This window comes from Kitasatospora sp. SolWspMP-SS2h, assembly GCF_003259315.1.
GTDB lineage: Bacteria > Actinomycetota > Actinomycetes > Streptomycetales > Streptomycetaceae > Kitasatospora > Kitasatospora fiedleri.
In genome coordinates this window covers 1-16,229 of the sequence record NZ_QLLT01000006.1, presented here as the reverse complement: position 1 = coordinate 16,229, position 16,229 = coordinate 1, and the positions used below count along the sequence as shown (strand labels likewise).

Annotated in this window: 15 protein-coding genes; 3 read left to right on the top strand and 12 right to left on the bottom strand. The window is 74.4% G+C overall.

Annotated features, from left to right (window positions below; all coding sequences use genetic code 11):
• Window positions 1-46 precede the first annotated feature (46 nt).
• Entirely contained in the window at window positions 47-445 is a 399-nt protein-coding gene (locus tag K353_RS08930) for a VOC family protein (protein ID WP_111553044.1), read from the bottom strand.
• A 129-nt stretch (window positions 446-574) separates the two neighbouring features.
• On the opposite strand from K353_RS08930, the gene K353_RS08925 reads away from it, so the two are divergent.
• On the top strand, window positions 575-1,657 hold the full coding sequence (locus K353_RS08925; protein ID WP_111553043.1) for a YafY family protein: 1,083 nt from the start codon (window positions 575-577) through the stop codon (window positions 1,655-1,657).
• 20 nt (window positions 1,658-1,677) lie between these two features.
• Here K353_RS08925 and K353_RS08920 read toward each other — a convergent pair whose 3' ends face one another.
• Entirely contained in the window at window positions 1,678-2,229 is a 552-nt protein-coding gene (locus K353_RS08920; protein WP_111553042.1) for a DUF1697 domain-containing protein, read from the bottom strand.
• 70 nt (window positions 2,230-2,299) lie between these two features.
• On the opposite strand from K353_RS08920, the gene K353_RS08915 reads away from it, so the two are divergent.
• Complete coding sequence (locus K353_RS08915) at window positions 2,300-2,773, top strand: pyridoxamine 5'-phosphate oxidase family protein (RefSeq protein ID WP_111553041.1); 474 nt, start codon at window positions 2,300-2,302, stop codon at window positions 2,771-2,773.
• Between the two features lie 104 nt (window positions 2,774-2,877).
• On the opposite strand, the gene K353_RS08910 is transcribed toward K353_RS08915, so the two are convergent.
• The 5 genes from K353_RS08910 to K353_RS08890 form a co-directional block, all read right to left on the bottom strand.
• A complete protein-coding gene (locus K353_RS08910) occupies window positions 2,878-3,918 on the bottom strand; it encodes an NAD(P)-dependent alcohol dehydrogenase (protein WP_111553040.1) in 1,041 nt (346 codons plus the stop codon).
• A gap of 147 nt (window positions 3,919-4,065) precedes the next feature.
• Complete coding sequence (locus K353_RS08905) at window positions 4,066-4,821, bottom strand: SDR family NAD(P)-dependent oxidoreductase (RefSeq protein WP_111553039.1); 756 nt, start codon at window positions 4,819-4,821, stop codon at window positions 4,066-4,068.
• A gap of 130 nt (window positions 4,822-4,951) precedes the next feature.
• A complete protein-coding gene (locus K353_RS08900; protein ID WP_233533458.1) occupies window positions 4,952-5,731 on the bottom strand; it encodes a TetR/AcrR family transcriptional regulator in 780 nt (259 codons plus the stop codon).
• Between the two features lie 122 nt (window positions 5,732-5,853).
• Window positions 5,854-6,597, bottom strand: a complete 744-nt coding sequence (locus tag K353_RS08895) for a hemerythrin domain-containing protein (RefSeq protein ID WP_111553038.1) — start codon at window positions 6,595-6,597, stop codon at window positions 5,854-5,856.
• Between the two features lie 225 nt (window positions 6,598-6,822).
• On the bottom strand, window positions 6,823-7,857 hold the full coding sequence (locus K353_RS08890; RefSeq protein ID WP_111553037.1) for an esterase family protein: 1,035 nt from the start codon (window positions 7,855-7,857) through the stop codon (window positions 6,823-6,825).
• Between the two features lie 335 nt (window positions 7,858-8,192).
• On the opposite strand from K353_RS08890, the gene K353_RS08885 reads away from it, so the two are divergent.
• Window positions 8,193-8,981, top strand: coding sequence for an SDR family oxidoreductase (locus K353_RS08885; protein ID WP_111553036.1), 789 nt, complete (start codon window positions 8,193-8,195; stop codon window positions 8,979-8,981).
• A gap of 84 nt (window positions 8,982-9,065) precedes the next feature.
• Here the strand turns inward: K353_RS08885 and K353_RS08875 are convergent, their stop codons facing one another.
• The 5 genes from K353_RS08875 to K353_RS08855 all read right to left on the bottom strand — a co-directional run.
• Window positions 9,066-11,180, bottom strand: coding sequence for a carbohydrate binding domain-containing protein (locus K353_RS08875; protein WP_233533457.1), 2,115 nt, complete (start codon window positions 11,178-11,180; stop codon window positions 9,066-9,068).
• A 320-nt stretch (window positions 11,181-11,500) separates the two neighbouring features.
• Window positions 11,501-12,673, bottom strand: coding sequence for a macrolide family glycosyltransferase (locus K353_RS08870; RefSeq protein ID WP_370447574.1), 1,173 nt, complete (start codon window positions 12,671-12,673; stop codon window positions 11,501-11,503).
• Between the two features lie 257 nt (window positions 12,674-12,930).
• Window positions 12,931-13,269, bottom strand: coding sequence for a P-II family nitrogen regulator (locus K353_RS08865; RefSeq protein ID WP_111553035.1), 339 nt, complete (start codon window positions 13,267-13,269; stop codon window positions 12,931-12,933).
• The gene (locus K353_RS08860) at window positions 13,266-14,594 is read right to left on the bottom strand and encodes an ammonium transporter (protein WP_111553034.1); all 1,329 of its coding nucleotides are present in this window, start codon (window positions 14,592-14,594) and stop codon (window positions 13,266-13,268) included. The genes K353_RS08865 and K353_RS08860 overlap by 4 nt, the downstream gene beginning before the upstream one ends.
• A gap of 183 nt (window positions 14,595-14,777) precedes the next feature.
• A partial coding sequence (locus K353_RS08855) for a M4 family metallopeptidase (RefSeq protein WP_199528045.1) occupies window positions 14,778-16,229 on the bottom strand: 1,452 nt, incomplete at its 5' end.

Sequence of the window (16,229 nt, the reverse complement as noted above, 5' to 3'; positions counted from 1 at the left end):
GTGCGGCTGCGCACCCCCCAGCAGCCGCAATTTTTCTGACGCTGCGTCAGACTCTTTGCCTGGCACGGGCCTCCGCCGTCACCGGCGTGAAGAAGTTGACCAGCGTGCCGTCCGGGTCGCGGAGCAGCAGTGAGCGGTTGCCCCACGGCAGGGTGGTCGGTCCGCTGACGAACTCCGTTCCGCCGTCGGCCAGTCGGCGGTGCAGCAGGTCGACGTCCTCGACCAGGAACTCGACGATGGCGCTGCGGTTCGCGCCCGGCTCGGCCGAGCCGGGCGCGAACAGCGGCACGGTGCGGGTGCTGCCGATCGCCAGCGTCCCGGCAGGCGTGCGGAGTTCGGCGAAGTCGGGGGTGGACCGGACGGCGGTCAGGCCGGTGGCCCGCTCGTAGAACGCGACCAGGCGGTCGACGTCGGCGGTGATCAGTCGGACGGAGACGAGGTGCATGCGGGGGCTCCCGTGCGGTCGGTGCGGTGGTCCGGGCCGGTGTTCCGGTGCGGTCGGTACCGACGCTAACGGCGGTACCGGACAGAATCCGCCCGGTATCGGGAAGGGATCGGGAGGAGAATCGTCGGCATGACCCGACCCGTGGCCCGCGTGCTCACCCTGCTGGAGCTGCTGCAGTCCGGCGGTGTCCGCACCGTCGCCGAGCTGGCCGAACGCCTGGAGGTGGACGAGCGCACCGTCCGCCGGTACGTCGCGCACCTGGTCGACCTCGACCTGCCGGTGGAGTCGGTCCGCGGCCGGTACGGCGGCTACCGGCTCGCGCCCGGACACCGGATGCCGCCGCTGATGCTGACCGACGAGGAGGCGCTGGCCGCCCTGTTCGGCCTGGTCGCCGCCGAGCGGGCGGGGCTGTCCGCCGCGTCCGCGACCGCGGGCGAGACGGCCGCCGCGAAGATCCGCCGGGTGCTGCCCCGCCGGCTCGCCCACCGGCTGGACGCCCTGCTGGAGGCGCTGGCCTTCACCCCCGCGCCCGCTCCCCCGGCCCCCGCAGCCACCGACACCACCGCCACCACGGCCGCCCCCGGCGCGCCCGATCCGGCGGCGCTGCTGACCGTCGCCGACGCAGTGCGCCACCGCCGTCCGCTGGCCTTCCACTACACCGGCGCGGACGGTCGCACCGGCGAACGGGCCGTCGAGCCGCACGGGCTGGTGCTGCACGCGGGCCGCTGGTACCTGACCGGGCGGGACACCGGCGCCGACGCGGAGCGCCTCTTCCGCCTCGACCGGCTGGCCGCGCCCCGCCCGCTGCCGGGCACCTTCGACCCGCCCGCCGGGCCGGACCCGGCCGCGCGCGTCCTGCGCGCGCTGGCCACCGCCCCGCACCGGCACCGCGTCCGGCTGCGCATCCGCGCGGACGCCGACCGGATCCACCGGCACCTGCCGCCCGGCCTGGCCCTGATCGACGGACCGGACCTCGACGGGCCGGACGTCGAAGGCCAGCCGGACGTCGAAGGCCAGCCGGACGCCGAGGGCCAGCCGAATGTCGAAGGCTGGTCGAACGTCGAACTGCGGGTCGCCGAACTCGACTGGCTCCCGGCCGCGTTGGCGGCCATCGACCGCCCGTTCACGATCGAGGAACCGGCCGAACTCCGCCGCCTGGTCGCCGCGTTGGCCGATCGGCTCGCCGCCGCGGCCCGGCCCCCCGGCGGCTGAACCGAACCGGCCCCGGGCACTCAGCCCTTGCGGGCCGCGGCGGCGATCTTCGCGGTGGTGTGGAAGAACCGCGAAGTCGCCTGCCCGGTGTAGGACTTGGGGAAGGCGGTGGCCGGGTTGCCGTTCAGCCGGCCGTTGCGCAGGTACATCACCACGAACGCCGCGTCCGCCGTGGCGCCGATCAGCTCCCAGTCGCCCTTCGGCGAGGCGACCGGCAGCGCGGTCGCGACCTCGGGCGGCAGCGGCTCGGACAGGAACAGCACGCACAGCCGCCTGTCCTCGCCGGGCTCCACCCCGGCGAACGGGTCGAGCGCGAGCAGTGCCTCGACCTCCTCGACCGTCCGCAGCATCACCGGCACCGGGTACCCGAGCCCGGCCGCCAGGCCCGCCTCGATCCGGGCCGTCAGCGCCGCCCGGTCGGTCTCCGCGCTGCGGAAGAACACGTTCCCGCTCTGGATGTACGTCCGCACGCCCTCCAGGCCGAGCCCCGCGAACAGCTCCCGCAGCCGGTCCATCTTCACGGTGCGTCCGCCGACGTTGACCGCCCGCAGGAAGGCGATGTAGGTCTCCATGCGACCGAGTGTAGGCCGGGCCGCCGGCACGTCCCGGGAACTGTCGGTCCCCCCGCCTACACTGCGCGCCATGACGACCTGGCAGGAGTTCGAGCAGCAGGCCCCCGACCTCGCCCCGCGGATCCGGGCCCGTTTCGAGGCGCACAAGCACCACGTCCTCGCCACCCTCACCCGGGACGGCTCGCCCCGGGTGAGCGGCACCGAGGTCGACTTCCAGGGGCCCGAGCTGTTCCTCGGTTCGATGGCCGGCGCGGTCAAGGCGGCCGACCTGCGCCGGGACGGCCGCTGCGCGCTGCACTCCAACCCCGGGCCCGGCACCGACATGGTCGGCGGCGACGCCAAACTCTCTTCGCGCGCCGTCGAGTTGACCGACCCGGCGGAGATCGCGGCGTACGAGGCGGCACTGCCCGGGCCACCGCCCGGCCCGTACCACGCGTTCCGGCTGGAGCTCACCGGGGCGGTGCTGACCGAGGTCGCGGACGACCACCTGGTGATCAGCAGCTGGCGCCCGGGCGAGGCCGTCCGGGTCGTCGAACGCCGGTAGCGCACGGCACGGCGGTGGCTCCCCGTCCAGGACGGGGAGCCACCGCCGCAGGGCCGCGGGGCCCCACCGCCGCAGGGCCGCGGGGCCGCGGGAGCACCCGGCCGTCAGCCGTTGGGGAGGATCACCGCCCGGCCGTTGATCTTGCCCGCGTGCAGCCGCTCGTAGGCGAGCGGCGCCTCGTCGATGCCGTACGTCTCGACGTGCACGTCGACCGCGCCGGCCCGGGCCAGGTCGAGGACCTCGATCAGCTCGGCCCGGCTACCCCAGTACGGGGAGGTGACGGAGACCTCGTACGGCAGCACGCCGAAGCCGACCGCCAGGCTGCCGCCGCCGATGCCCACCAGGGTGACGTCGCCCTCGACGGCGGCCAGCTGCCCGGCCAGGGCCGTGGTGGGCGGGGCACCGACGAAGTCGAAGACGGCCTGCGCGCCCAGCCCGGCGGTGAGTTCGCGCACCTTGCCGGCCGCCGCGTCGTCCGAGAGCACCGCCTCGTGCGCGCCCACGGTGCGGGCCAGCGCGAGCTTCTCCTCGGTGACGTCGAGCGCGATCACCCGGGCCGCGGTCATCGCCCGCAGCAGCTGGATCGCCACGTGCCCGAGGCCGCCGGTGCCGATCACCACCGCCGTGGAGCCGGGCACCAGCTTCGGCAGCGAGCGCTTGATCGCGTGGTACGGCGTCAGTCCGGCGTCGGTGAGCGGAACGGTGCGGACCGGGTCGAGGTCGCCGAGCGGGACGAGGTGGCGCGGGTCGTCGACCACCAGGTACTCGGCCATCGCGCCGGGCGCGCCCAGCCCGGGCGGCCGGATGCCCAGCTCGGTGGCGCGCAGGCAGTAGTTCTCCTTGCCCTCCGCGCACTTGGCGCAGCTGCCGCAGCCCCACGGGCCGTACACGGCGACCGCCTCGCCCTCGGTGAAGCCGGTGACGCCCGCGCCGAGCGCGGCGATCGTGCCGACGCCCTCGTGGCCGAGGGTCAGCGGCAGCGGGAACGGCAGCTGCTCGGCCGACCAGCTCATCACGGCGATGTCGGAGTGGCAGACCCCGGCGGCGGTGACCTTGAGCAGGACCTGCCCGGGGCCGGGCTCGGGGTCGGGGACGGTGACCACCTCGGGGTGGCCGCCGACGGTGCGGTACTGGACTGCCTTCATGTTCGACGCTCCTCTGCGCGCGGACCCCCGGAACGGACCCCCCGGAACGGACCCCCCGGAACGGAACCCCCGGAACGGAACCCGGGAACGGACCCCCCACGGACGATCCACGTGGACGCCCCCCGTGGACGGTCCCCCGGCGGTGGCTCAGCGGGCGGCGTAGCCGCCGTCGACCAGGTGGTAGCTGCCGGTGACGAAGGACGCCCGGTCGGACAGCAGGAAGGCGGTCAGCTCGGCGACCTCCTCGGCCCGGCCGAGGCGCCCGGCGGGGTGCAGCGAGATCAGCAGCTCGCGGCCCTCGGGGTCGGTGTCCTTGAGCAGCGGGGTGTCGATGAAGCCGGGGCCGACCGCGTTGACCCGCACGCCCTGCGGGGCGTACTCGATCGCGGCGGTCTTGGTGAGGCCGACCACGCCGTGCTTGGCGGCGACGTACGCGGGCGAGCCGGCGAAGCCGTTGGTGCCGAGGATGGAGGCCATGTTGACGACCGAGCCGCCGCCGGCCGCCAGGATCTCCGGCAGTTCGTAGCGCAGCGAGTAGAAGACGCCGTCCAGGTTGGTGGCGAGCACCCGGCGCCACGCCTCGGGGTCATACTCGCCGGTGGGGGCGACCGGGCCGCCGATGCCCGCGTTGTTGACGGCGAGGCTGAGCGGGCCGAGGCCGTCCACGGTGGCGCGGACGGCGGCCTCGACCGAGGCCGCGTCGGTGACGTCGAGCTGCACGGCCAGCGCCTTCGCGCCGGTGGCCTCCAGCCCGGCGACGGCCGCGCGGGCGCCGTCCAGGTTGTAGTCGGCGACGGCGACGGCGGCGCCGCGCTCGGCGAGCAGGGTGGCGGTGGCCAGGCCGATGCCGGAGGCGCCTCCGGTGACGAGGGCGGTGCGGCCGGCGAACTCCTGGGTGGTCATGGGTGGTTCCTCTCGTACGCCGCGCGCGGGTGGGCGCGGGTGGTGCTGTTCCCGTCCGGCGGGTGGTCGGCGGGTGGTCTGCGGGGGTCGGGCGGCCCGGGGGCGGCCCGGGTCGGCCGGTCCGGGGCGGTCAGCCCGCGGGTTCGGCCGCGGCCAGGTCGAAGGCGCGGTCGAGCAGGGTGGGCAGGCCGCCCGCGGGGTCGCGCACCCAGGTGCGGGTGGCGGCGTGCAGGGCGGCCACGCCGAGGCCGACGGCGATGGCGGGCCGCAGGTCGGTCTCCGGGTGCAGGCCGAGCCGGGCGGCGACCAGCCGGATCGAGCGCTCCTCCTCGGCGACCGCGATCCGCCGGAACGCGGCGGTCAGCGCGGGCTCCTCGTCGATCAGGACGAACAGGTCGCGCATGCCGGGACGGCGGTGCCAGGCGGGGTGCTCGGGGTCGGGGTCGTGCAGCCAGGCGGCGACGGCGGCCCGGTAGGCGGCGACCGGCGGTTCGGCGGCGGGCCGGGCGGCGAGCGCCTCGTTGATCCGGGCGAAGTCGGCGCGCAGGCAGTCCAGGACGGCGTCCTCGCGGGAGCCGAAGTGGCGGCTGAAGGTGCGGCGGGAGACGTCGGCAGCGTCGGTGACGTCCTCCACGGCGAGGGCGGCGAAGCCGTGCGCCAGGGTGAGGCGCAGCGCGGCGGCGGCCATCGCCTCGCGGGTGCGGCGGGCCTTGCGGTCGCGCCGCCCGTGCTCCTCCCGGGACGGCCCCGTCTCGGACGGCCCGGACCCGGGCAGCCCCGCCCCGGACAGTCCCGCCCCGGGCGGCGCGGTGTCGTGCGCAGCGGGGGCGCCGGTGCCGCGCGGCCCGGGGACGCCCGAGGTGTCGGCGGGCGCGGTCTCGGCGGGCGGTGCGGACCGGTCGGTGCTCATGGCCCCACCGTACTCCTGAAAATGTCCCGGCGGGACATCAGTCCCGCCGGGACATCACGACCCGATCGGCCGGCCCGCGACCCGGGGGCCGGAAAACCCGGGGCCCGGCCCCCGGAGCCCGGCTACTGCCCGGCCGGCCCCCACAGCCGGTCGGTGCAGCGGGCGTACGTGTCGCGCCAGTGCGGCCAGTGGCGGACCGTCTCGTCGTCGCAGTCGGCGAGCAGCCGGTCGACCTGCTCCGGGTGGACGCCCTCCAGCAGCCACACCAGGGCGTCGGACGCGGACGGGCCGTCGGCGATCCGCAGCAGGTCGAGCAGTTCGGGCAGGGTGCCGATCCGGGAGCCGGGCTGGAAGACGCCCGCCATCCGGGGCAGCAGCTGGCGCTCCTCGATCCGCAGGTGGGTCTCCACCCGGGCGGCCAGTTCCTCGACCGCGTAGGAGACCGGCCAGGCGCTGGCCGGGTCGCGGGTGGCGATGCCGACCAGGGTGGTGGTGCGGGTGAAGCACTGGTCGAGGTTGTGGTGGTCGGACTCCAGCCAGTTGAGCAGCAGCCGCAGCTCGGGCGCGAAGCGGCGCAGCACCGGCCAGAGCCGGGTGTCCTGCTGCTCGTGGTGGCAGGTGACCATGGCGGTGACGAAGTCCCAGTGCCGCTTGAGCGCGTCGGCCGACTCGCGGTCCTCGGGCTGGAGCAGGCGCAGCGCCTGCGGGATGCGGGCCAGGTCGCGGCGGACGGCGGCGTGCACCAGGCGCAGGCCGGCGAACGGGAGGGGCTCGACCACCCGGGCGGGTTCGTCCGCCGCGGCGGACGCCTGGTCCTGCCGGGCGGGGGCGGTCGCGGGGCCGACGGGCAGCAGGTGACGGGACATGGCGCTCTCTTCACGACGGTCTGGGGCTGGCCGGAGCGGGGGCCGCGGTGCGGCCGCCCCGGTCCAGTTCTCCGGTCCACGGCTCCAGGGTGACCACAGTCCATCAGGGTCGAATGAACGACCGATTGATGGGCAGGTCAGAGCGTTTTGCGGGCCCCGGTGGACGGTTCTGACGGAGTTGCACCCCGTTCCTTCGTTCCTTCGTTCCTCCGTTCCGGCAGGCCGTCAGTCGGACTCCGGTCCGGCGGTGTTGGCGGTCAGCCACTCCAGCGCGGTGGGGATCATCTTCTTGAAGTCCGAGGTGAGGTGCTTGCCGCCGGGCTGCTCGTAGTACTCCACGGTGGTGGGGGCCTTGGCCTTGGCGACCCAGTTCTTCACCAGCTTGGTCTCGTACGGGTTGGCGCCGCCCGCGGTGGCCAGCATCCGCACGTCGGCGGCGCCGGCGGCGATCAGCTGGTCGGGGCTGTTGGCCAGGCGCTCCTGCTCGTGGCCCTTCCAGAGCGGCGAGTCGGGGTTCCAGTAGCCGTCGATCGGCACCGCGGCCTTGAACACGTCGGGGTGCTGGAGGGCGAGCTTCGCGCTGCAGAACGCGCCGGTGGAGGCGCCCATCACGGCCCAGCCGTCCCGGCCCTTGAGGGTACGGAAGTTGGCGCGGACGAAGTCCGGGACGTCCTGGGACATCCAGGTGCCGATCTTCGGCTGGCCGGGGATGTCGGCGCACTCCAGCGCCTTGGCCTCGTCGGAGTCCAGGTTCTGCACCGGCATGATCATGATGAACGGGTGGGCCCTGCCCTGGGCGGCCAGCTGCTGGTCGGCCTCCTGGATCGGCAGCTGGTCGTCGGTCCAGGTGTTGTACCCGGCGCTCTGCCCGCCCGCGTACAGGGTGAGCACCGGGAAGCCGGTCCTCGCGTACGCGGGGTCGTCGTACTGCGGCGGCAGCCAGACCCAGACCTTGCCACTGACCCCGGACTTGGCGCCGGCCAGGGTGGTCATCAGGATCGGACCGGCCTTGGTGTCGCGGGCCGTGGAGAAGTGGGCGGCCGGGCCGGTCGGCATCAGCACCTTGGTCGGCTTCGGCGGCGCGCTGCTGGGCGGCGCGGCGGCGGACGCGGGGGCGGAGTTCCGGCCGGTGGAGATCGCGGCCCGGGCGGAGTCGGCGCCGCTGCCGGAGCCGCCGCAGGCGGCGAGCGGGACAGCGAGGGCGAGCAGAATGGCGGCCGCCAGCGGGCGGCGGACGGCGGGGCGGGGCTGCGGCAGCACGGTGCTCTCTCCGGGCGGGGTCGGCCCGGCGGCCGGGTCCGGGCCCTGGTCAGTGAGGGTCGGGGACGGGCCGCGACGGTCACCGGCACACCCCGGGTACGGCCCCGGCCGCGCGTGCGGCGGCGGTCCGGGCCTCCCGTGATCCTATGACGTGCCGCTCCCGGGGCCGGTTGCGTCCGGGCCCACAACCCGCCGGTCGGCGGGGGCGGTTCCGGCCGGTCGGCGGGGGTGCGCGGGCCCGCCGGTCGGCGTGTCGCGGCGTCCGGCCGGGGCGCGCCGGGGCGGGCCGGGCTTGGACGGTCCTCCAGCTGACGCGGCGCCCCGGCCCGGCGATCATGGGGGTTCCGCGTTCCGGAACCGTCCCGAGGAGTGTGCGCGTGTCCCAGCAGGTTGCCGTGATCACCGGTGCGGGCAGCGGCGTCGGCCGCGCCGTGGCCCGCGAGCTCGCCTCGGCCGGCTGGCGGGTGGTGCTGGCCGGCCGCCGGGCCGAACCGCTGGCGGAGACCGCCGCCGGGCTCGGGCCGGACCGCGCGCTGGCGGTGCCCGCCGACGTCACCGACGAGCGGCAGGTGGAGGCGCTGTTCGACGCGGCGGCCGGGCACTTCGGCCGGATCGACCTGCTGTTCAACAACGCCGGGATGTTCGGCCCGTCCGCCCCGGTCGAGGAGGTGGCGGCGGCCGACTGGCGGGCCGTGGTCGACGTCAACCTGACCGGCGCGTTCCTCTGCGCGCAGGCCGCGTTCCGCCGGATGCGGGACCAGGACCCGCGGGGCGGACGGATCGTCAACAACGGCTCGATCTCCGCCCACGTCCCCCGCCCGTACGCGATCGCCTACACCGCGACCAAGCACGCCGTCACCGGCCTGACCCGCGCCCTGTCGCTGGAGGGCCGCCCGTACCGGATCGCCTGCGGGCAGATCGACATCGGCAACGCGGCCACCGACATGACGGCGGCGATGGGCGCGGGGGTGCGGCAGGCGGACGGGCGGACCGCGCCGGAGCCGACCATGGACGTCGCGGACGTGGCCCGGACGGTGCGCCACATGGCGGAGCTGCCGCTGGAGGCGAACGTCCAGTTCGCCACGGTGATGGCCACCGCGATGCCGTACATCGGCCGCGGCTGAGCGGCGGGGGCGGCGCGCACCCGCCCGGTGCTCGCGGCGGGTCGGGCGCCCGAGGCTCGCGGCGGGTCGGGCGCCCGGGCCGGGTCAGCCGCGCCAGGTGTCGTTCAGCGTGATCCGGCCGGTGGCCGGGACGGTGGCGGTGCGGTTGGCGCCGCTCTCCCAGGTGACGTTCCCGGCGGCGTCCTTGCGGATGTACTTGTACTGGATCGCGGTGCCCGCGCCGAGCGCCACGTCCAGCTTCCACACCGGGTAGGCGGCGGCGGAGAGCGGCAGCGCCTTCGCGGTGTCCCAGCCGCCCAGTCCGGCCGCGTCGCCGACCAGGTAGACGTTCTGGCCGACCGCGGTGGTGGCGTTGACCGCGAAGGAGGCGCCGGAGCCGGTCGGCGGGGAGGCGGACGCCGAGGTCGACGGGGAGGCGGTGGCGGCGGCGCACGGGTCGCCGCTGCCGACCGCGCCGTCCTTGACGGTGATGCTGCCGGTGCCCAGGGCGTAGTTGTTGCCGCCGTTGTTGTCCCAGGTGCCGTTGCCGTTGTTGAAGGTGGCGGCGAGGCCGGTGGCGCCGCCCAGGCTGACGGTCTTCTTCACCCAGCCGGTGCAGGCCGCGTCCATGGCCACGCCGGGGACGGTGGTCCAACTGCCGCCGTTGGGCGCGTAGTGCAGGTCGTAGGCCGACCAGTTCCGGTCCGTCGAGTAGAAGACGGTGGCGCTGTTGCCGCCGGTCGGCGGGACGGACGGCGAGGCGGAGGCGGACGGGGTGGGCGTGGCGCCGTTGCCACCGGCGCCGACGTACAGGGCGACCGCGTCGCCCGCGCCGACGGTGGCGGTGAACCTGCCGTCCGCGCCGACGGTGTAGGTCGGGCCGGTGCAGCCGCCGCCGTTCACCGGGTCGCCGTGCTGGACGTCGCAGTAGGCGCCGGCCGGCAGCGAGGTCTGGAAGGTCCGGGTGATCGCGCCGGACTCGCGGTTGATCGCCACGTAGCCCTTGGTGCCGCGGCCGAAGGCGATCGCGTTGTTGCCGTTGGACCACCAGTCGGTCATGCCGGTGCCGGAGACCGCGTTGCGGAAGCCGACCATGTTGGCGACCTGGCGCCAGGCGTGGGTGCAGTTCCAGCCGTCCTGGTAGCAGGCGTTGACGGTGCCGCCGTTGGGCGGGCCGTCGTCGTTGCCGCCGAAGGCGTAGCCGGAGTAGACGTTCGGCGAGCCGTAGGGGTCGGCCAGCAGGAAGACGTTGGCCAGCGTGTAGGCGGAGCCGTACGTGTAGGTCAGGGTCGAGCCGTTGCGCTCGGTGTCCCAGTTGTCGACGAAGGTGCGGGCCTGGGCGGAGCCGAGCAGGCCGCTGCCCCAGCTCTGCAGGTCGGAGATCCGCCCGCCGTTGAAGGCGCTCTTGAGCCAGGTCGCGGAGCGGAACTCGTCCACGTCGCCGTTGCCGGTGTACTCGCCGGGCTGGACGGCCTCGCCCGCGCCGTAGATGACCTCCTGCACCCAGTAGGCGTTCGGGTTGCTCAGCTTGGACTTGATCGCGGCCAGGTCGCTCGCGGCGATGTGCTTGGCGGCGTCGATCCGGAAGCCGTCGACGCCCAGGGACAGCAGGTCGTTCAGGTAGTCGGCGATGGTCTGCTGGACGTGGCCGGAGCCGGTGTCGAGGTCGGCCAGGCCGACCAGCTCGCAGTTCTGCACGTTGGAGCGGTCGCCGTAGTTGCTGATCGGGGTCCGGCAGGAGTGGAAGTCCTGGTCCTGGTAGGAGCCGGGGTAGGTGTACTTGCCGTAGGCGGTGCCGCCGGTGCCGGTGCCGCTGCCCGCGCTCATGTGGTTGACCACCGCGTCGGCGATCACCTTGACGCCCGCGGCGTGGCAGGTGCCGACCATGCGCTGGAACGAGGCGCGGTCGCCGAGCCGGCCGGCGATCCGGTAGCTGACGGGCTGGTAGGAGGTCCACCACTGGGCGCCCTGGATGTGCTCCTGGGCCGGGGAGACCTCGACGGAGCCGTAGCCCTTGGGGCCGAGCGTGTCGGTGCACGCCTTGGCCACCGAGTCGAACTTCCACTCGAACAGGGTGGCGGTGACGTCCTTGCCACCGGGTGGGGTGGCGGTGGCGGCGGGCGCGAGCGAGAGCCCGGCGCCGACTGAGAGGCCGAGCGCCGCGAGCGCGGTGGCGGCGGCGGCGAGGCGCCGGCCGCCGAGGGGGGTGGAGAGGGGCAAGGGAGCACTCCTGGGGGAAGCCCGGGCCGCGGACGCGGGTCGCGGAACGGGGGGCGGCGGGGTGGGGGGCCGCGACGGCGGGGGTGGTGCCGTCAGTGCGACGGGTGGGGGTCGCTCCTGCAAGGACCTGCAAAATCGTTGAAACTTGCTGGAAACTTGCAGTGGCATGACCATAGGGTCCGCCCGGACGGCCGTCAAGGGAGGCTGCGGGCCCCTGCGGACGAGAGAACCGACGGGAGAACGGACGGGGAAAACGGACGCGCCGGCCTGCCGCTGACGGTTCGTCAGCGACAGGCCGGCGCGGGCCCGGGCCCCGGAAGTCAGCCCAGCTGCCGCTCGATCAGGTCGCAGGCGCGGGCGGTGCCGCCCTCGGACTTCGCCCGCGCGCTCAGCTCGCGCGAGCGGGCCGCGACCGCCGGGTCCGCGACCAGCTCGGCCAGCGCCGAGCGGAGCGCCCGCGGCGTCGCGTCCGCGGTGTCGATCCGACGGGCCACGCCGAGCTCGACCAGCCGGTCGGCGTTCATGAACTGCTCGGCGGCCTGCGGCACCGCGATCATCGGCACCCCGGCCAGCAGGCCCTCCCCGCAGCCGCCCATCCCGGCGTGCGTGACGAAGGCGTCGGCCTGCTCCAGCACCGCCCGCTGCGGCACCCAGGGGTGCACCTCGACCCCGGCCGGGACCTCCCCCAGCTCCGCCGGGTCGGTGTGCCGGCCGATCTGCAGCACCAGGTGCCAGCCGGGCAGGTCGCCGAAGGCGGCCAGGCAGGCGCGGTAGAACTCCGGCTGCCGGGTGAACGCCGAGCCCAGCGACACCAGCAGCACCTTCTCGGCCCCGGCCGGGCGCTGCCAGCCGCCCTGCTCGGCCCCCAGGTCGAAGCACGGGCCGACGAAGTCCACCGCCTCCCGGTCGACCCGGTCGGCGTGCGGCTGCATCGCCTCGGTGATCATGGCGACGGCCCGGGCCGGGCGGCCGGAGAAGTCGTCCACGTCGGTCGTGGTGGCGCCGCTGCCGGCCAGCCACTCGGCGAAGCGGGCGAAGTAGGCGTCCGCCCTCGGGAGGCCGCGCAGGTGGGCGCCGACCTCCTCCCGGTACCCCTCCCAGCCGACCAGCGTCGGCGAGAGCTGGACGACCGGCCGGCCCTGCGCCTCGGCGAGCGCCCGGGCCGCGTAGGCGCCGATGTCGTACAGGTAGAGGTCGGCCGGGTCGGCGTCGTAGTGGGCGCGCAGCCGGGGCAGCACGGCGATCGCGTCCTCCAGGAAGACGCGCATGGCGCCGATCGCGTCCGCCGGCCAGTCGTGGTCGGCGACCGGGAGGGTGGAGGGGTAGGGGACGAGCTCGGCGCCGGTGGGGGCGATCAGCTCGGCGACGGCGGGGTCGTTGGCGTACGTCACCCGGTGGCCGCGGGCGACGAGTTCGCGGATCACCTCCAGGCCGGGGCGGACGTGGCTGACGGCCGGGATGCCGACCATGGCGATGTGGGCGCGGCGGGGCATGCGGAGAGCACCTGCTTCCGGTTCTACGGGGCGTGGACAGGACACCGCACCTGCCCGGGCGCCGCGGAGGGGCGCGCACGGGCGGGCGGGACGCGTGGGCTCGGGGCGCCGCCCCGGCCGCGTCAGCCGTAGATCTGGTGGAAGGAGGACATGCCGGGACACTAACCCGGAACCGGTCGGGCCGCACGCGAATTACCGCGCGCGGCCCGACCCGGGGTGCCACAACACCCCGTGAAAAAAGGCGGATTGACCGATCGTCAGACCGCGTCCGGTCCGCGCTCGCCGGTGCGGACCCGGACGATGCCGTCCACCGGCACCACCCAGACCTTGCCATCGCCGATCTTCCCGGTCCGGGCGGCGGCCACGATCGCGTCGGTGACCCGCTCGGCGTCGTCGTCCTCCACCACCACCTCGATCCGGACCTTCGGCACCAGGTCGATCCGGTACTCCGCGCCCCGGTACACCTCGGTGTGCCCGTGCTGCCGCCCGTAGCCGCTGGCCTCGGTGACGGTCAGCCCGTGCACGCCGAGCTCCTGCAACGCGGTCTTGACCTCGTCCAGCTTGAACGGCTTGACGACGGCGGTGATCAGCTTCATGCGGGGCGGGTCCTGTCGGAGGCGGGCGCACCGTGCGGGTGCATGCTGGCGTGGGCGGTGGCGGAGCCGTGGCCCAGGACGCCGTGATCGTACGCGGTCTCGGCGTGCACGGCGAGGTCCAGGCCGGTGAGTTCGTGCTCGGGCGCGGCCCGGAAGCCCATCAGCCGGTCGATCGCCCGGCCGATGCCGTACGTCGCGCCGAAGGCGTACCCGGCGACCACCAGGACGGCGGTCAGCTGCTTGCCGAGCTGGCCGATCCCGCCGCCGTGCAGCAGTCCGGCGGGGCCGCCGGTCATGGTGGCGGTGGCGAACAGGCCGATCAGCAGGGTGCCGATGACGCCGGCCACGAAGTGCACGCCGACCACGTCCAGCGAGTCGTCGTAGTCGAGGCGGAACTTCCAGCTGACGGCGTAGCAGCAGACCAGTCCGGCGGCCAGGCCGACGACCAGCGCGCCGAGCAGGTCGACGCTGCCGCAGGAGGGGGTGATGGCGACCAGTCCGGCGACCGCGCCGGAGGCGGCGCCGAGGGTGGTAGCGTGGCCGTCGCGCCGCTTCTCCACCACCAGCCAGCCGAGCAGGCCCGCGCAGCCGGCCGCCTGGGTGTTGAGGACCGCGGCGGCGGCCAGGCCGTTGGCGCCCATCGCGGAGCCGCCGTTGAAGCCGAACCAGCCGAACCAGAGCAGGCCCGCGCCGAGCAGCACCAGCGGCAGGTTGTGCGGGCGCATGGCCTCCTTCTTGAAGCCCAGGCGCGGGCCGAGCACCAGGGCCAGGGCCAGGCCGCTGGCGCCGCAGTTGACCTCGACGACGGTGCCGCCGGCGAAGTCGAGGGCGCCGAGGTTGCGCAGGATCCAGCCGTCGGGGGCGAACACCCAGTGCGCGACGGGCACGTAGACCAGTAGCGTCCACACCGCGGTGAAGGCCACCCAGGAGCCGAACTTGGCCCGGTCGGCGATGGCGCCGGAGATCAGCGCGGCGGTGATGATCGCGAAGGTCAGCTGGAAGGTGGCGAACAGCAGGGTGGGGACGTGCCCGGTGAGGCTGTCCGGGGTGATGCCGGCCATGCCGAGGTGGTCGGGGGAGCCGATCAGCCCCCAGCCGGCGTCCTTGCCGAAGGCCAGCGAGTAGCCGGCCAGCAGCCAGACCACGGTGACCACGGCGATCGACACGAAGCTCATCATGATCATGTTGAGCACGCTCTTGGTGCGCACCATGCCGCCGTAGAACAGCGCCAGGGCCGGGGTCATCAGCAGCACGAGCGCGGTGCAGGCCAGCAGCCAGGCGGTGTCGCCGCTGTCCAGGGTGGGTGGGGAGTCAGCGAGGAGCATGCGGGGAGTGTCGCCGGGCCGGATTTCGGGCCGCCGTCACGGGTGTTTCGACGGTGTTTCGTGTTGCCCGGGGGTTTCCGGAATCTCACCGCCCGGACACCCGGCCGGGCCGCGCCGGGAGCGGGCGCGCCGGTGCCCGGCGGCCGCTGGTGCGGCCGCCGGGCAGCGGTGGGTGCGGGTGCGTCAGCTGGTCTGGATCGCGGTGTCGTCGATCACGAAGGAGGTCTGCAGCGAGGAGTCCTCGACCGCGTTGAACTTCACCGTGACGGTCTGGCCCGCGTAGGCCGACAGGTTGATGCTCTTCTGGGTGTAGCCGGTGGCGGCGTTGGCGTTCGAGTACGTGGCGACCGAGGTGCCGTTGACGGTGACGGTCAGCTTGTCGTACGCGGTGGTGCCGGTCTCGGCGGTGTCGATGTGCAGCCAGTAGCTCAGCGTGGCCGAGCAGCCGGCCGGGATGGTGACGGTCTGGGCGATGCTGTCGGTGTGGGCGGAGCCGTAGCCGTCCAGCCAGGCCTTCCAGGAACCGCTGTGGGCGGCCTGCGAGCTGGAGTTGTCGACCACGCCGGAGGTGCCGGTCCACGGCGCGGCGCTACCGGTCTCGAAGCCGGGGTTGCCGAGCAGCTGGGCCGGGGTGCAGCCGGTGCCGCCGCCGGAGGTGACGGTCCAGGTGAAGGAGGCGGTGCCGGTCTTGTTGGCGGCGTCCTTGGCGGTGACGGTCACGTTGTAGGTGCCGGCCGCGGTGGCGGTGCCGGTGATCTTGCCGGTGGAGGCGTTGATCGACAGGCCGGTGGGCAGGCCGGTGGCCGAGTAGCTGAGCGGCGCGGTGCCGCCGCTGGCCGCGATCTGCAGGTTGACCGAGCCGTTCAGCGCGGTCGACTGGTTGCCGGGGCTGGTGACGGTCGGCCCGCCGGTGCTGGGCAGCGAGCCGACGTTGACGGCGGCCCAGGCGGTAGCGGTGGCGTTGTACTCGGCGGAGCCGGCGCCGTACAGGTCGGTGGCGGCGGAGAGCATGCCGGCCCGGGCGTTGGCGTAGTTGGTGGTGGAGGTCCAGTACGTGGTCAGTGCCCGGTACCAGATCGCCGCGGCCTTGTCCCGGCCGATGCCGGTGACGGTGATGCTGTTGACGGTGGGCGAGTTGTAGCTGACGCCGTTGATGGTCTTGGCGCCGCTGCCCTCCGCCAGCAGGTAGAAGGCGTGGTTGCCGACGCCGGACGAGTAGTGGACGTCCTTGTTGCCGACGGTGGAGGACCAGCTGTCGGCGGACGCGCCGTCCTTGGAGGGCTTGTCCATGTAGCGCAGCGGCGTGCCGTCGCCGTTGATGTTGATCAGCTCGCCGATCAGGTAGTCCGGGTTGTCGGTGGACAGGTTCGCGTAGAACTCGACCATCGTGCCGAACACGTCCGAGGTGGACTCGTTCAGGCCGCCGGACTCGCCCGAGTAGTTCAGGCCCGCGGTGTTGGAGGTGACGCCGTGCGTCATCTCGTGGCCCGCGACGTCGAGTTCGGTCAGCGGGTGGGTGTTGCCCGAGCCGTCGCCGTAGGTCATGCAGAAGCAGCTGTCGTCCCAGAACGCGTTGACGTAGTTGCTGCCGTAGTGGACCCGGCTGTACGCGCCGACGCCGTCGTTGCGGATGCC

What these genes read in the sequence shown, in the direction of transcription:
- K353_RS08910 (WP_111553040.1), bottom strand. Translation starts at nt 3,918, where the DNA reads ATGAAGGCAGTCCAGTACCGCACCGTCGGCGGCCACCCCGAGGTGGTC.
- K353_RS08865 (WP_111553035.1), bottom strand. Translation starts at nt 13,269, where the DNA reads ATGAAGCTGATCACCGCCGTCGTCAAGCCGTTCAAGCTGGACGAGGTC.
- K353_RS08860 (WP_111553034.1), bottom strand. Translation starts at nt 14,594, where the DNA reads ATGCTCCTCGCTGACTCCCCACCCACCCTGGACAGCGGCGACACCGCC.
- K353_RS08900 (WP_233533458.1), bottom strand. Translation starts at nt 5,731, where the DNA reads ATGAGCACCGACCGGTCCGCACCGCCCGCCGAGACCGCGCCCGCCGAC.
- K353_RS08895 (WP_111553038.1), bottom strand. Translation starts at nt 6,597, where the DNA reads ATGTCCCGTCACCTGCTGCCCGTCGGCCCCGCGACCGCCCCCGCCCGG.
- K353_RS08885 (WP_111553036.1), top strand. Translation starts at nt 8,193, where the DNA reads ATGGGGGTTCCGCGTTCCGGAACCGTCCCGAGGAGTGTGCGCGTGTCC.
- K353_RS08930 (WP_111553044.1), bottom strand. Translation starts at nt 445, where the DNA reads ATGCACCTCGTCTCCGTCCGACTGATCACCGCCGACGTCGACCGCCTG.
- K353_RS08870 (WP_370447574.1), bottom strand. Translation starts at nt 12,673, where the DNA reads ATGCCCCGCCGCGCCCACATCGCCATGGTCGGCATCCCGGCCGTCAGC.
- K353_RS08915 (WP_111553041.1), top strand. Translation starts at nt 2,300, where the DNA reads ATGACGACCTGGCAGGAGTTCGAGCAGCAGGCCCCCGACCTCGCCCCG.
- K353_RS08925 (WP_111553043.1), top strand. Translation starts at nt 575, where the DNA reads ATGACCCGACCCGTGGCCCGCGTGCTCACCCTGCTGGAGCTGCTGCAG.
- K353_RS08905 (WP_111553039.1), bottom strand. Translation starts at nt 4,821, where the DNA reads ATGACCACCCAGGAGTTCGCCGGCCGCACCGCCCTCGTCACCGGAGGC.
- K353_RS08920 (WP_111553042.1), bottom strand. Translation starts at nt 2,229, where the DNA reads ATGGAGACCTACATCGCCTTCCTGCGGGCGGTCAACGTCGGCGGACGC.